Annotated in this window: 9 protein-coding genes and 1 tRNA gene; 6 read left to right on the top strand and 4 right to left on the bottom strand. The window is 26.0% G+C overall.

Annotated elements, in window-relative coordinates; all coding sequences use genetic code 11:
- Window positions 1-28: 28 nt before the first annotated feature.
- Window positions 29-1,693 carry a glutamine hydrolyzing CTP synthase gene (gene pyrG / locus A35E_RS01940; RefSeq protein ID WP_014889005.1) on the bottom strand — a complete coding sequence of 555 codons (1,665 nt, stop codon included), beginning with the start codon at window positions 1,691-1,693 and terminating at the stop codon, window positions 29-31.
- A gap of 1,885 nt (window positions 1,694-3,578) precedes the next feature.
- On the opposite strand from pyrG, the gene queF reads away from it, so the two are divergent.
- The 3 genes from queF to A35E_RS01925 all read left to right on the top strand — a co-directional run bounded on the left by queF (window position 3,579) and on the right by A35E_RS01925 (window position 6,868).
- A complete protein-coding gene (gene queF, locus A35E_RS01935) occupies window positions 3,579-4,418 on the top strand; it encodes an NADPH-dependent 7-cyano-7-deazaguanine reductase QueF (RefSeq protein WP_014889004.1) in 840 nt (279 codons plus the stop codon).
- A gap of 735 nt (window positions 4,419-5,153) precedes the next feature.
- The gene (locus A35E_RS01930) at window positions 5,154-5,372 is read left to right on the top strand and encodes a SlyX family protein (RefSeq protein ID WP_014889003.1); all 219 of its coding nucleotides are present in this window, start codon (window positions 5,154-5,156) and stop codon (window positions 5,370-5,372) included.
- Window positions 5,373-6,607: 1,235 nt separating this feature from the next.
- Window positions 6,608-6,868 (top strand): SRPBCC family protein, encoded by a 261-nt coding sequence (locus tag A35E_RS01925; RefSeq protein ID WP_014889002.1) that lies wholly within the window; start codon window positions 6,608-6,610, stop codon window positions 6,866-6,868.
- A 573-nt stretch (window positions 6,869-7,441) separates the two neighbouring features.
- Here A35E_RS01925 and bamE read toward each other — a convergent pair.
- Together bamE and A35E_RS01915 are read right to left on the bottom strand one after the other, a co-directional pair.
- On the bottom strand, window positions 7,442-7,801 hold the full coding sequence (gene bamE / locus A35E_RS01920; protein ID WP_230197091.1) for an outer membrane protein assembly factor BamE: 360 nt from the start codon (window positions 7,799-7,801) through the stop codon (window positions 7,442-7,444).
- A 1,512-nt stretch (window positions 7,802-9,313) separates the two neighbouring features.
- Complete coding sequence (locus A35E_RS01915; protein WP_014889000.1) at window positions 9,314-9,517, bottom strand: hypothetical protein; 204 nt, start codon at window positions 9,515-9,517, stop codon at window positions 9,314-9,316.
- Window positions 9,518-9,943: 426 nt separating this feature from the next.
- Here A35E_RS01915 and grpE point away from each other — a divergent pair, with 426 nt between their 5' ends.
- From grpE to gpt, 3 genes are all read left to right on the top strand, one after another.
- Window positions 9,944-10,543: a nucleotide exchange factor GrpE gene (gene grpE / locus A35E_RS01910; protein ID WP_014888999.1), complete on the top strand. Its 600-nt coding sequence runs from the start codon at window positions 9,944-9,946 to the stop codon at window positions 10,541-10,543.
- Window positions 10,544-12,041: 1,498 nt separating this feature from the next.
- A tRNA-Ser gene (locus A35E_RS01905) sits at window positions 12,042-12,131 on the top strand.
- 755 nt (window positions 12,132-12,886) lie between these two features.
- Window positions 12,887-13,345 (top strand): xanthine phosphoribosyltransferase, encoded by a 459-nt coding sequence (gene gpt, locus A35E_RS01900; protein ID WP_014888998.1) that lies wholly within the window; start codon window positions 12,887-12,889, stop codon window positions 13,343-13,345.
- A gap of 1,076 nt (window positions 13,346-14,421) precedes the next feature.
- On the opposite strand, the gene rsmB is transcribed toward gpt, so the two are convergent.
- Window positions 14,422-15,720, bottom strand: a complete 1,299-nt coding sequence (gene rsmB / locus A35E_RS01895) for a 16S rRNA (cytosine(967)-C(5))-methyltransferase RsmB (RefSeq protein WP_014888997.1) — start codon at window positions 15,718-15,720, stop codon at window positions 14,422-14,424.
- Between the last annotated feature and the right edge of the window lie 1,178 nt (window positions 15,721-16,898).

The following is a 16,898-nucleotide window of genomic DNA, read 5'->3' as shown; positions in this document are numbered from 1 at the left end:
TAAAAACTTCTTGTTAAGTTAGGAATGATTAAACATGCTTTCTATGCTCTATCTTTTTGTTTCTGCAACTTTTTTGATAATCACCAGCAGCTTTAATAAAACCAGAAAATAAGGGATGTCCGTCACGTGGAGTTGAAGTAAACTCTGGATGGAACTGGCTAGCCACAAACCAGGGATGATCAGGATATTCAATGATTTCTACTAACTTATTATCTCCTGACCAACCAGCAATACGTAATCGTTCAGATTTAAGATGTTTTAATAGCATATTATTGACTTCATAACGATGACGGTGCCGTTCTATAATAGGAGTTTCACCATACAGTGATCGTGACAAGCTATCGTCTGCTAAATGGCAAGGTTGACTACCAAGACGCATGGTACCACCAAGATCACCTCTTTCAGTACGAATTTCTAGATTACCCTCTTCATCCCGCCATTCCGTAATAAGTGCGACTACTGGATATTTACAATTTGGAACAAACTCAGTAGAGTTAGCATCTTCCATGCCCGCCACATGACGAGCAAATTCTATTAATGCTACCTGCATTCCCAAACAAATACCTAGATAAGGAATTTTTTGTTTACGCGCATACTGAGCTGTTAGAATTTTACCTTCTACACCGCGATAACCAAAACCACCTGGAATTAAAATAGCGTCTAGATCTTTCAGCATTTCAACGCCGCAAGTTTCTACGTATTGAGAATCGATTAAACGAATATTTACCGTAAGACGATTTTTTAAACCAGCATGTTTTAATGCTTCGATTACAGATTTATAAGCATCCGGTAAAGCGATATACTTTCCAACCATACCTATAGTTACTTCACCAACAGGATTTGCTTGTTGGTAAATTACCTGTTCCCACTCAGACAAATCTGCTTCAGGACAATATAGACTAAAGCGATTACAAATGTACTCATCTAGTTCTTGTGATTTTAAGAGTGCAGGAATTTTATAAATTGAATCAACATCTTTTAATGAAATCACTGCCTTTTCTGGAACGTTGCAAAATAAAGCAATTTTTGCTCTTTCATTATTTGGTAGTGAATGATGAGAACGGCAAATCAGCACATCGGGTTGAATACCAATAGAAAGTAGTTCTTTCACCGAGTGTTGAGTAGGTTTAGTTTTTACTTCCTTAGAAGCTATTATATACGGTACGAGAGTTAAATGCATATAAAGAGTATGGTCACGTCCAACATCTACTGCCATCTGACGGATAGCTTCTAAAAATGGCAGGGATTCAATATCTCCAACTGTTCCACCAATTTCCACTAACACTACATTATGCCCTTCGCCTCCTGCAATAATACGCTCTTTTATAGCATTAGTGATATGAGGAATAACCTGAATGGTAGCACCTAAATAAGCACCACGACGCTCTTTACGCAACACGTCGGAATAAATACGACCAGTCGTAAAGTTGTTATAACGTGACATTTTAGTGCGGATGAAACGCTCGTAATGCCCTAAATCTAAATCTGTTTCAGCCCCATCTTCCGTTACAAAAACTTCACCGTGCTGTATCGGGCTCATTGTACCAGGATCTACATTGATGTAAGGATCCAATTTCATAATAGTAACATGAAGGCCACGTGCTTCAAGGATAGCAGCTAAAGAAGCGGCTGCAATACCTTTACCTAAAGAAGAAACAACACCTCCAGTGATAAAAATATAATTTGTTCTCATACTAAACCTAAAAATGCGACATTAAAGAGATTTTTATGTAAATATCAAAATTACTAATTTCTTCCCTAAACAAATTAATCTTTGTCAAGTTAAGAGCTTATTTTTCATTTTTAAACAAAGTATTATAAATTACTAGTTAATTTTACAGTTACTTGTTCCTCTAAATTGAATATGACCTTTATTCACATTTAAATTAAGATCTACTTCTAAAAAGAAAGAATAAAATTTTATCCATTTAAAAGGAAGATAGTATCTGATCTCTATCGAGAAATATTTGATTTCTAACTACGAATCTTGTATAAAATACAATTTTATATATTAACTAAATGAATCTAACTAATTTAAACCATATCTGTTCAAAAAAAACTAGCACATTACCTAAAATCATTCTATATCAAAATAGAATAAAACTAATAGATATAATACCTTTAACTCAGTCGAAAACTTTTAGATAATTGATTTTTTAGTTATACTCATGAGATGAATCGAAATTTACTTGCATTATAGAGTTGACGTTTTAAGTAATGATTTAAATAATATTATTTTATAATACTTACTAAACATTACTGTTTATAATAATACTATTAAATTTTTAATTAATAGTATTAAAATTAATAAATTTATGATAAAGTTAATAAAAATTAACTTGTAAAACAATAATATTAATTAACTTTAACTATAATAACTTGATCATGCAACTTAACATCGTTCTTAACTATATCTAAATTATTAATTATTATAACATAAATCTTGATAACGCGTAACATGATAAAAACGATCTTTAATTCTTCTTAATACACAGTTAATGTTTAAATTGGAAAAAAATATTTTTATAAAGTTAACTATTTAGTTACTGTTAGCATAAAGTTACTTTAACTATAACAAATACTTATAATCAAACATTATAAATTAAAAAAATTACTTCTAAGTATATCGCTATAATAATAAAGATAAAGTGTATTTGATATTAACAGTAATAATATCTCTCACGATAAAAAATGAAACCGGAAAAATCTTTAAGTTAGATAATTCAAGGAACTTTTTCTTGCCAATTAAACATAACAATATCATTGTTGTATTTTTCTAATTAACAAAGAATGTTTTCTTTGAAAAGAAGATTTTGATTAACCTAGTTTTTAACTAAAAAGTAATCTTCGTTGCTGAATCTCTTAGTAACCTAAAGTTAAAAAATTATCAATAAAATTAGTAAAAACATCTACTTACTAATTAAAATAATAATATTTAATTTTAAGGTAGCTAACTAATTAAGAATTATAAAAAATTCAAAAAAAAGATTATACTAAACTAAAATTATCATTCTTTACATTTTTATTGATCTTGCAAGTTTCAAGCTCCACTTATCCTAAATATATATATTCATAGTAAACGCATATTTAAAAAAAAAGAATAATGCCGTATGTCACAGTCAATTTGTATTATATATTTTAACCAAACATAACAATATAACTATATTATTTTCTAATATATTAAAGATAGAATATTAATCAGGTATTTATATTTGAATAAATATAAATTGTTAAAATAACACAATTAGAAAGAAAAAAGTTCACTTTAATAAATAATATAATCTATATATCGACATTCAATCTTTAAAAGCGATATTCCTACCTTAAAAAATCTTAAAGACAATTCAGGCTGTTAAAAAATTTAGACAATTATAACCCATAAAAACTTAAATATAAATTTAACAATATTAAATATTAAAATAAAATTACTTTATCATTATATGTACTAAAAAATATTTTTTTCTTCAAACGGGATGTCGTGAAGAGCAGTAATCAAAATTTTAACTTTAATGGGCTACATCACAAAATATGATTGATTTTCATATGTTGTTTTAGGAAAAAAAATAAAATATTTTACTATGAAAATGAAAAAAAATATATTTAAAAAACTTCCGTTAGGAAAAAAAACATCTTATATACAAAAATACTCACCTGCTCTCTTAAAGGGTATTCCAAGAAATCTTAATTACAATAAACTTGATTTATCTCGAGATAAGCAATTCTTTCATGGAAAGGATATATGGACATTATATGAATTGTCATGGCTCAATAAAAATGGCATACCACAAATAGCAATAGGTGATGTCCAGTTTAATTGTAAAAATAAAAATATTGCAGAATCAAAAAGTGTTAAACTGTATCTTAACAGCTTTAATCAATCTATATTTAATGATTGGAATGAAGTAAAATATATTATAAAAAATGATTTATCAAAAATATCCAAAGGCAACGTTGATGTTGCATTATATAAAATAGAAGAATTAGAAAAAAAAGCAATTGGGACATTATTAGGATTTTGTATTGATGATCAAGACATAATAATAAGAAATTTTGAATTTAATAACAAATATCTTTTACATTCTACTCGTGATGTTTTAGTTGAAGAAACATTAGTGAGTCACATACTAAAATCTAATTGTCTTATAACAAACCAACCAGATTGGGGTTCTGTTCAGATAAAATATTCAGGAAAAAAAATAGACCATGCAGCATTATTAAGATATTTAGTGTCATTTAGACAGCATAATGAATTTCATGAACAGTGCGTAGAAAGAATTTTTCATGATATCATGCAGTATTGCAATCCAAAAAAACTAAGTGTTTATGCCAGATACACAAGGCGAGGTGGTATTGATATTAATCCATGGCGTAGCAATACACATTTTATCCCAACAAAAGAACGTCTCAGTAGACAATAAAAATCTTTATATGTTTTATTATTTTGTTAAAATAATAAAGTACTTTTTTAAAGATACATTTTTTAGGAAAAACACATTACTGCTTATAGATAAGAAAAAATTTAAAATCAAGTATACAGGTTAACATGTATTATTGATTATATTTAGTAATACTTTTCATGCTCAATTTCTATATCGTATCGATATGTCAATGACGTTATAAAATAATCACAAAGCACCGAAAGATATTTTTATATCATCTATATATATTATATTAATCATCGTAATATATTAAAAACAAGTAGCTATCTTTGTGTCTAAAAAGATGTAGAATAAAGATTCTCAGATTAATACTATAAAACTTAATTGAATTTTAAAATTTATATATTTAATATATAAAATATTTTTTTTTCTATTCTAGATAATCAATTCCATCTTGGTAATAGTTAATTAAAACTATTGCATTTCTCTTTTCAATTTTATGAAAATTAAATTTCAATGATTTAAAAAAATAAGAAAGATGGTAAGCATGATAATGCCAAGTATACTTTGGCACTTTAGACAAATCATCAGTAACGCTAATAAATAAAATTTTTAATCATTAATGAATATAAAAAATCTGTAATCATAAATCATAAAATTATATAACTAACTGAAATTTTAAATACACTAAACAGTAATTAACTATAAAAAACACTATCTATTGAGTAATAAATTATATACTTTTAACACTTTTTAATTTATTAAAGGAAAATAATGAAACTATCACAACTAAAAAATCGTATTGATTTCTTAGAAGGACAAATCTCTTTTCAGGAGATTACAATTGAAGCTCTAAATCAAAGCATACTTACGTATCAACACGATATCCGCCAACTACAAAAGCAGTGTCGCTTCTTATTCGATAATTTGTGCAAACAAAATCCTTCACTTCTCGATTGTCAGTTCGAAGAAATTTCACCTCCGCATTATTAGTGCGTTAATCTTGAAGAAAATTCACTTTGAATTTTAATTTCAATAACTTTTTATCTTACAAAAATAAAATTATTGCCAATACATTAAAGAATGTGCAAAAAAAAGATAAAGCAACAATCATAAACAAATATTAAAAATACTTTTCTTTTAAAAACACTCTAAAACTTTAAAAGAGAATATAAAAACACTTTATCCCAGCACCGTAAGATATATTCATAATCAACTGTTATCTATTTCTCTCCATCATTCCTCGAAGGTAGCAAGTATACTAATTTTTAGTTCATTAATGCCTAGATCTTTCAATTTAATTTTCTAAAATTACTGTATTTTACAAAATACTATTTTTTTGAAACAATAAAATATTTTGATATGAAAAATCTTATGATAAAATTTAATGATTATGATAAATTGTTATAATGCAATAAATAATTAAAAAATAATTAAGTAAATTGTTTGTTAACTGTGTTCACTAAAAATAAGAATTGATTTATTGTAAATAAACATACTGATCTACTAAAACTCTAAGTAGAACATCTCTAAACTATTACCTAAGTTTTACTCATAAAATGCATTTTATCCTTAAATTCCAAAGATGATAGAAATGATCAATTAAATTTATTTACATTTAATATAGATTATAGTGAAAAAAATCAAATTCTTTTGTTATCATAAAAAATACCTCACCAACGTAAAATACCCAATTTTAACAATAAAGACCTTACTTCTTTTAATATAAAAAAACCTTCTAAACTAGAAGATGTATATGTCGATATATATCAGGATTAATAATCCTGAAAATCTCTCACGATTTAGTCATAAACAAGCTACTTTGTTAACATGAAAGTTTTTACTTATCTCATCCCGCATTTTGTCGATCAAAAATCTTAACAACTTTAACAAATAAAACTTAAAGCAATTAAAGAAAAATTACCTAAAAAAAACAATTATACTATAAGCGATTTTTAGTTTATTAATAACAATTAACGATAAATTAAACCATTCCTTTTTTATAAAACTTTAAAATAAATATTGATGTTTCGTGCTCACTATAATCATTTTATTAAATGACCGTATCTCAAAAGCAAAGAATTTATTTACTTAATATATTTTTACTAAAATTAATCAGACTCTAAGTCTTAAAAACTAATTTAAAAAAAATAATTTATATCTACTTTTTATAAAAAAATAATAATTAAAAAATTATATTATATTAAAGCTATAAAGAGAGAAAATTTATGCCTGGTGTTGTGTATTCTGTAGTAGTTAGTTATAGTGTAGAAAAAATGTTCACTTTGATAAACAATATTAAAGATTACACAGAATTTATTCTAGGATGTATAAATAGTCGAATAATTAAACAAAATGGAAATGAAATAACTGCGGAAATTTATCTCTCACAAGCAAGAATCAATAAATCTTTTATTGACAGGAATCCTGTTAATGAAAATCACAGCATTATTATACTCTTAGTTAAAATAGTTAAAGGTCCTTATTGAATTCTTGTCTAATCACTGGACTTTCATCTCTCTATAATCAAAACACCAGTAAAGTTATATTTTTCTTCGATCTTATATGTAAAAATAAGCTCACTGAATTAACATTCAACTGTTTTTTTTAATGCAATAATAAACAATACAATCAATATATTTACTAAAAGGGCTCAAGCAATTTATCAAAGTTAAGATATAAAATAAATTGAAGTAGTATAGATGTCATTTAAGTACTAATATTTGCATACAAACCAAACCAAGTGTCTGGTTATACCGTAAAGATATATTTGCAAGTCTAACTTTTCCAGGATTATCGAGGATGTCTATCCCACAGTAAACAAAAGAGTTATTTTTTTTATAAAACTAGAATTTTAGTTAGGGTAATTGTAGAAATAAATAGGTATTGTATATCATAATATTACTTTGAAATTTCTAAAACAACAAATCGTCAAATCGAACGAAATAAAAAAAAGAATATAGTTTTTAGCGCGAAAGTACTACATATACAATATAGATATTTTTAAAAACATACTATTCATCGGTAATGAAAAAATATTCAGACATCGCGTTTAGTAAATATTACCCTAGATTTTTAGACTTTTTAAATGCAGTTCTATAGTTAATGTCTATAAGAACATCGTGATCATTAAAAGTCAGAATCAATGTTTCTTGCGAAATATTTTTATATCCTGATGCACGGCGAAAAATATAATACCACGTATTTGAATCAAACGGATCATGCATAATGGTCCTGCCAAGAATATAAACTACCTGCTGTTTTGTCATACCAATACGAACGCGAGAAACATTAGATAAGATCAAATAATTACCCTGGTTAATATCAGGATGATAAATTATGTTTTTAAACATTGAACAACCAGAAATTAATATGACAACAAAAACAGTAGAAATTATTTTTTTATCAGTCATAATATTCATAACTCTATTATCTAAGTTTTCTAATAAAAATGAATCTTTTTTCTAGAGAGATAATTCACTTATATAAACAGAATTTATAATAATATTTTACTTATAAAAATGTCATTACAAATATTAAGTATCATAAACTATATAAACGAATGTTTTGTAGATTCATCTTTATCCTAAATTTATTAAATATTATAAATAATAAATATTAATAATCACTACTTTAAAATATTCATTAGTATTAATAAGATAGATACATTTGATATTTTCTGCTTCGCCAATAAATCGCAAGAAAGATTCTATTGACAACCAAAAAGTTTACTTGTTTCGTACAATGTCGTCTATACGACAATGTTTAGTTTTATATTTTATCATTAATAATATGATTTTTATAAAAAAAATCGTATTTTTCACTGATATTCATTATTTCTATGTTCCTAGTTATAGTTAGAACAATTATTTTTTTATAATTTAAATTATAATTGATTATCTGTTGATATATATGTACGATTATCTTAAATACAAACTTTATGAAAAATTTTATAATCAATATACAAAATAATTATAAAACAACGATCAAACAATTTGTTTTTTTATTACTCAATAGATTTGATAAACATGTCAATTAACATATAAAAAACTTACTTCAAACGCTTACTCAGTAAAATACTCATTCAAAAAACAATCAATAAACAATTTCATTGTAAAAAAATAAATATAATTTTTTGTCTATTTTTTATACCGTAAATCCTCTTACGAAAGTGTTATCTGTTTACAGATTAAATCTAAGTAGATTCTCTATTAAGACCTCTAGATTCACACTGAATTGTTGAATTAAAAAACAACTTAAATCCATAAAAACATATACTCATAACAAAATATACAGCTACTGAACTTACAAAGCAACGAAAATAGAGATTTTAAAATAAGTAAAAATAAAAAAATGCTATTTACCATTTAAAGTAAATGTTTCATTAAATTTATATGTTATAATATAATGATATTCTCTAACACAAACAATATCTTAAATGATAAGAATTATATTGAACATGCTAAATTCTTTAATAAATTACAGTTATTCAAAATAACAGGAGGGGGGATAGAACAAGGTTAGATAAGAATTCTTATCTATGACCTTAAACTTTTATTATTCACTAGTAAAAAAAAGATCAATCCTTTTCATTCCCAGATAAATTATAAAATACAGCATTTATAAAATAGACCTTGTTCACTAAGAAAGCCTCTGGAAGTTAATAGCAAAATGATTTTAAAAGAATTAATTAGATTATCAGTCTAATTATTTAACAAACTATACTTTTTGCGAGCGAAAATAGATGATAAAATCTAATTTTGCATGATTATTTTCGCAACTTACCAATACAAGGTGCAATACTTAATAAAACAGAATTTTAGGAATGTTGAATGAGATCTAAATCTTAGAACAATTAATTCGCTTAGGGCCGAGTATAGTTACTAATTTTTAGTTTTCATAATAATTATAGAAATAATATAAACAGTTTACGTTTATCCTCTTAATTTCTGGCTTTCAAAAAATTTTCGCTTTTCCCAATCTTCACCACACTCTTTAGAGCAAAAATTACCCTCTGTCAGTTCTCCGCAGTTATAGCACCGACCAGTAATAGGTAGAGGCTCACCACGATGATTCGCAATTACATGTTGACGAAATGCTTCTTCATTCTGACTGGCTATATCAATACTATCAACCATAAATCATCACCTTAGTTATGTGCTATTAATTTTTAAAAATGAAATTAAATAGTCTAATACCCAACCTGACTACCCCTCCACTTGATTTCAATTTTTAATTTACTAATCATAAATCTAAAGTAAAATATTGCTTACTAACTCAAATCATAGCTTTTATTATACTCTGAGTTTTATGTAGATTTTCTGAATATTGTAGAGTTATAGATTTCTTTAATATTAATGAAAGTTTTAATTTTATATCTCCAAAGAGGAGATGCCTATATATTTGATGCAACGGAAATATTCTGAACAATCTGACATTAAGACCTATAGAAACAACGAATATTTTGATATCAGAGGAGACATATGTCCTCTCCCTTGAATCTAAGACATTCATCCCCATTATAGCCAAATAAAACGTTGATAACGCATTGTGGAGCAAACTTTATGAGTAATATTAACAAAGAACAAGAAAAAAACACCCCTGATAATCTTTTTTTAGAAGAAGATCCAATAGAAATAGAACAGAAAGTAGAAACAGCGACTGAAACAGAAGATCTATTAGAGAAAAAAAATATACGCATTATCGAATTAGAATCTGAATTAAAGCAGATTCAACAACGTGAGCGCGACACTGCACTACGCGCTAAAGCAGAAATAGAAAACATGCGTCGACGCAATGAATTAGATATTGAAAAAGCTCATAAATTTGCACTAGAACGTTTTTCTTTTGATCTATTGCCTGTTATTGATAATCTAGAACGAGCAATAGACATGTCAGATAGAAACAATGTTGAATTAAATGCAACAATTGAGGGTATTGAATTAACACTTAAATCATTGCTAGATGTGATAAAAAAATTCGGTTTAGATGTTATCGCTGATATAGGCGTTCCTTTTAATCCTGAATTACATCAAGCAATGACAATGTTACCATCAGACGAACATAAACCAAACCATGTAATAATGGTAATGCAAAAAGGCTACATTTTAAATGGTAGACTTCTTCGCCCAGCAATGGTTTCTGTATCAAAATCTACAGCTTAATTGTTATATAAAAGATTATTTTATCTAAAATGCGCTAAATAATATTCGCTTCATTTATAAGTTTACTTGATCAAGTATAGATCAAGCCGAATAAAACATATATTAATACAGTATATATTGTATGAATAAATACTTAAAAGATGACATCTTTAACAAGATTAATTAATAGAATTTACCGATTGAATTTACTTTTGCTAAATAAAATCTTTTTGAATTGCTTTATAAATAATATTGCTTTTCATAATGCAATATAACTAAACACTTAAAACTAAAACAACACGTAGATATTATTATTTAAAAGATTTACTTTATAAATTTTTATTATAAATTTATCTAAAAGATAATAGCGATGTGAGACACATTTAATAAATGTGTAGAGAATTGTTAATTTAATCTGGTAAAATTTTTACAATGGTATGATTTTTATTAATATAAAATTATCAAACAATAGCATCATAACATTTTTAACTAAAAGATTTTTAATCCAAAAAAAACAATATAAAATTATGATAATTCAAACTAGTAAATAATATAATATATTAACTAGATTCCAATTAAAGACTTAAATCAAATGTTTTCTAATAATTTGTTTTTAAAAATATTTAATAAAATTAAAATTTTTTATAAAAATCTATTAAACAACTCTATATAGATAATTATATTATGTATAACTCAAATAACATTCAGTGTTTTTAAAATAGTGTTTTTTACTAAAATTTGCTTGATATCTATAATTTTCAGCTCTTATTTATTAACATAATTATTGCCTTTAATGTGTACTGGATGAAAATTGAAATAGATTCATTTTATGAAATTATATGAAATGTTCTATTTTCATTAGAATGACTAAAAAAAGAAATCCATATAATCCAACATACAACTTATAGAATTTTTTCACACAAGTTTATTTTATATTTTTTTTTAATTTTATTACTATACATTCTCAAATATAAATCTCTCACTACCAATATTTAGAGTTTATTGTATAAAAAATATATTAATAGTCACTGTAGCTCAATGGTGTTTAATGAAACTAGGTTGTATTCCAGGTTTATCATTAATCAATAATCTGATTTACACAAAACTGACACTTTTGAATATTTATCTTTTGCCAAGTCCAGATTAATATGAAAAAATTTATTTTTCTTAAAAATACAGCTTAAAATTAAATCTTAGTAGTAAGAGTACTATTTTAGTGTATAATCAGATAACCATTTAAAATATAAAATTAATATGTTTATATTAAAAATATTTTAATATAAATAATATTTTGTAAATTTCTGCTTCTGATGAAACTATAAAAAATAATTTTTTGAAATTATGATGAAAAAACATAATGCGTCATTATTATAGCAATGATGTCAATTTATGTAATTAAATTATTTAAAAAATTATTATTTTTAATTTTATTAAAAATATTTGTTCATTCCTAAAGTAAAATTTAACTATATTCGAAATAATCGTTTTATTATATCAAGAAAATAAAGAACAATTAAGTGGTGAGATGTCTGAGTGGTTTAAGGAGCATGCCTGGAAAGTGTGTATATACAAATGTATATCGAGGGTTCGAATCCCTCTCTCACCGCCAAAAAAAACATAGTTGCTATATAAAACAAGAACCTTGTTCTCATAAATAAAAATTTTTAATTTAAAAAGTGCCTACATATTTTTTACTTAATATTTTTTTTAAAAATGTTTATTAATTTAATAATGTTTTATTAATTTATTTTTTCGTTTATCTGACAGATATATTAATATGCTAACACAATCTCAACTACATTCTGATTTCAGAAAGAAAAAGAGATCTTAATATCTTCTCTACCAGATAATTAATATATTTTAGGCATTCTAAGAAAAATTAAAAATTCTTCTTCAGTTCTATTAGAAACTATATATGCGCGCCAGTAAATTTCTTACTTGTAATTATACTGAATTAGAGCAACAAAAAAATAATTTTTCATGAAAAACACTCAACAAGTTTTTCTGTTTTAAAGAAAAAACACTAATCGTATTAGTCAGATTTTCCTCACCGCAAATAAATTTTAATCTTTTTTTTGCGACCCAATTAAAAAAGTAATATCTCACCGATACGGCGTTTTCGTATCAATATTGCACTGTTTTTTTCAATTTACACACTGTCTATAGATGATAACAGACACTAAATAGCCTATAAATCTTAATCCGCCAGAATGCGTATTCATAACTTCTAGAGCACATTTAACTCAAATCAAAAGATAGGTTTAAAGAGTGAGGAGCACTGGTATTTAAATGCCTCCCCCTCTATAATCACCTTTCACCTTTTAAGACTATTTAGATTGATCACAAGCAACTAGAGCTAAATTTATGAAAAATAAATACGTCGCGACATGGGACATGTTACAAATATATGCACGAACTATGGCTGAACGTCTTCTCCCTGCGGAACAATGGGAAGGAATTATAGCTGTTAGTCGAGGAGGACTAGTACCAGGTACATTATTAGCTCGTGAACTAGGAATCCGACATGTGGATACTATATGTATCGCTAGTTATGATCACGACAATCAAGGAAATCTGAGCATATTAAAGCGTGCCGAAGGAAACGGACAAGGATTTATCGTAGTTGACGACTTAGTTGATACAGGTAGCACCGCTAAAACTATTCGATCAATATACCCTAAGGCACATTTCGTTACTATTTTTGCTAAACCAGCTGGTCATCTACTAGTAGATGATTATATTATTGATATACCTCAAAATACCTGGATTGAGCAACCATGGGATATGGGAGTAATTTTTGTACCACCTCTAGCAGGAAAATAGCTTTATAAGATTTAAAAAAAATTTGCTTATCATTATAACTATTATTTTTTATAGCTATCCTATTTTTATGCAACTATCTTTAACCTTTAACTAATTAAAAAAAAATTAGATTTTTTTTCTTTAATTCTTAACTATTTATAAAAAATATATTAAATATCATTAATTTATGCTGATAAATATATATTTTATTAGTTTATCTCTAAAATATTAGAGACTTTTCTATTAAGTCATAGTATAAATATTAAAAACTTTATTTATTTTTAATATATCTTACTTCAATCAATTCTATTAGGATCAGTAATCATTTTTTTTAAACATGTCATACTTACTGTAAGCAAAGTGATTAATTTTAATAAAATGGTTTAGAGATTACTTTTCAAGTTTTTAAAAAAACTAATAACCCGAAGAAAAATGTGATTTCCTATTATGTTGAATATATAAAGCAAATTAAAATAACTATCAAAACCCCATAGCATATTAGGAATATTAATGCTAATTCACTCCTAAACAAGTGAAATTAGCTGATTGATGCAATAAAGTGATGTTTTAAAAAAAAGACTTAAACGATATTATATTTAAAACGTTGATTTTATTGAAAAGAAAATGAATAATATTTTTTTATTTTTTTTCAAAAATACAAGTAAAAAAATAAATCAAATTAAAATGTTCTAGCAATCAGCTGTTTTAAATGTATCTACCACAATAGATATTGTGGTAGTATATATTAATCAGCCTAAAAAAGAGATTATTATGCTATAAAATTTTATAAACAGTGAGATTTTTATTACTGTAAAATTAAAAAAAAGTAAAAGAGTTATTTTTTTATAGATTACTTGCGCAAAAAATTTAAATTAACATTCAAAAACGTTATCTTCCTTTCTACAATATTATTGTTTAATAATTTGACGGTTTGATAAAAAAAATAAAGTTCTTCTTTTTCTATTATAAACAATTAAAGCAAGTTATTTAACATTGTTTTTATCATTATCAATCACTTGATTTGAGATAAAATTTTTATAAAAACCAAATTCCGTTATTACTACGTAAGATATATCTCTTATGAGATAACAATAGCTCTAACATTGCTCTTTTATCATCTTGGCATAAAAAAAACCATCACCAGAATCAGGTTGAGGAAACAACTGGAGGCCAACTTCAGAAAACTTGCTGATTTTCTGAAGCAGAGCATTTGGATTGCTATCTAAAAACGCAGCAATTTGGTCACAATTCTCTTCTGGTAAAATAGAACACGTGGTATACAAAAATACACCACCAGGCTTTAAGAGCTTCCACGCGGAACATAGTATTTTTTTTTGTAACTTAGCTAACTTAGCAATATCACTATCACGACGAAGCCATTTAACATCTGGATGCCTACGTATAACGCCAGTGGCTGAACAAGGAGGATCCAGAAGGATCCGATCAAAGACTATTCCAGAAGACCAGGTATTTGGTTTACATCCATCTCCAATCACCACATTTGCTTGCATTTTAAGTCGAGTTAAATTTTCATAAATTCGTATTACGCGTTTTATGTCTATATCTACAGCTACAACTTGCGCTGCTGGTGCGATTTCTAGTATATGAGTTGTCTTGCATCCTGGTGCTGCACATAAATCTAGAATTTTCTCACCATTTTTCGGAGCAAGCAATACAACGGCGCCTTGTGATGAAGCATCTTGTACACTTACCCAACCCTCATAGAAACCCGGGAGAATCCTAGCAGTATAAGGCGTTTCTAGTCTAATGGCATATGGTAACGTTTTATGTCCTACAGCCGCAATACCTAAATCAGTTAATAGGCTTAAGTAAGAATCACGATTATGATACTGCTGATTAACGCGTAACCACATAGGTGGATGTTGATTATTTGCGTTCATTATCTGTTCATAATGCATGGGCCAAGCCATATAAAATCTTTCTTTTAACCATTTTGGATGAAGATGACAAACATCCTGATTATTTTTAACCTCGAGCAAAAGGTCTCTTTTTTGACGTTGAAATTGACGTAAAACGGCATTAATTAACTGTTTGAGGTGTTGACATTTCATTGTTGCCGCACCTTCAACAGTTTCTGACAACACAGCGTAAGGAGGAATACGCGTATATATTAGCTGATATAGCCCAACCATCAACAAATAATGCACCTCGCGTCGTTTTCCCCTTAACTCTCTTTTCATTAGTCGTGATAACAACCATTGTAATTGCGGTAAAAAACGCATGATCCCAAAAGATATCTCCTGCAATAATGCAGCATCTTTTTGAGCTAAAGAAGCTTGGATTGACGGTAACAATATACTAAGAGATTGTTTTTTTTCTAATACTTGCGCTACTACTCTTGCAGCAATGACGCGTAGGTTACAATATTTGTTCATAACCACTCAGAGTGATAAATACACATTTTGAACACAATTAATACAAACTAGTAATATATCTACAGATACGACATAGATTTACTATGCATCATTAAACAATTAATATGCATTAAATTTATTTTTTTATCTAAATGTTTTATAAACACTGATCAACGCTTCGTTTTAAACAATTAATGCTTCTGAATAATGATATACTTATACTACCTGGTTAGATTTCTTAATTTTTAATGTGAAATTCCCATTATATCAAATATTTATACCGCATAAGACTTAGAAGTAAATTCTTTAAATAATAAATAAATTTTTACATATAAACATATAAGTATTTTATATGATAGAAATCTCTAAATATCTAACCTAATTTTTATAGCATAAAATTGTTCTTTTTATAACAAAAAAAATTAATAGACTAATTATATAGAAAATTAATCTAGATAACATCAATTGTTTTTAGATAAAAATAATAATCTGTATTCATTAATAAGTTAATGTGCGGAATTTAAAATCTATAGATATGATCTATATCATAAATTAACCATTTATCATTTTTCAACAAATCTAATTTTATTAGAATTCATAAAACTTTTATTGTGTTGATTTTACTACGATAGTATTTTCTATAAATAATTCTAGACAATTAATTTTAAATTATATACTTACACTTGACACACTACCTTATATGAAACGACATTATACAATTTTTCAATATCGGTTATTAATAATCTCAAATTAATTTTTGATTAATAATTCAAAATATAATTTATTAATAATAATATTGACATAATTTTTTATTGCATTGAAATTAATGTGTTAATTATATTTTTAATTAAAATTATCATAGGATTAAGTATTTCTTATACCTACACGCTACAAACATCATATATAAAATTTAAAAAAATATACATTCAATAAAACATATTATTAATAAAAACATCAAAGAAACATAAGCGTGTTATTTATAAGATAAGGTAGCAATACTTTTATTGTTAAATTGTTTTTACGTTCTTTTTTATTAAAAAGCTTCTCAATTGCTGATAAACATCTCTATATTTTTAATGTTTTTGTAATAGATATTTTTATTTTTTTTAAATTAATGCTTTCGTATATAAATAACATTTAATTCATATAAATACGTAATGCAGAGAAATTTAGAATTATAGTTACTAATTTTAACATTT

The sequence above is a fragment of the secondary endosymbiont of Heteropsylla cubana genome (assembly GCF_000287355.1).
GTDB lineage: Bacteria > Pseudomonadota > Gammaproteobacteria > Enterobacterales > Enterobacteriaceae.
The sequence above is the reverse complement of the archived record's forward strand: the minus strand, read 5'-3'. Positions and strand labels throughout refer to the sequence as shown.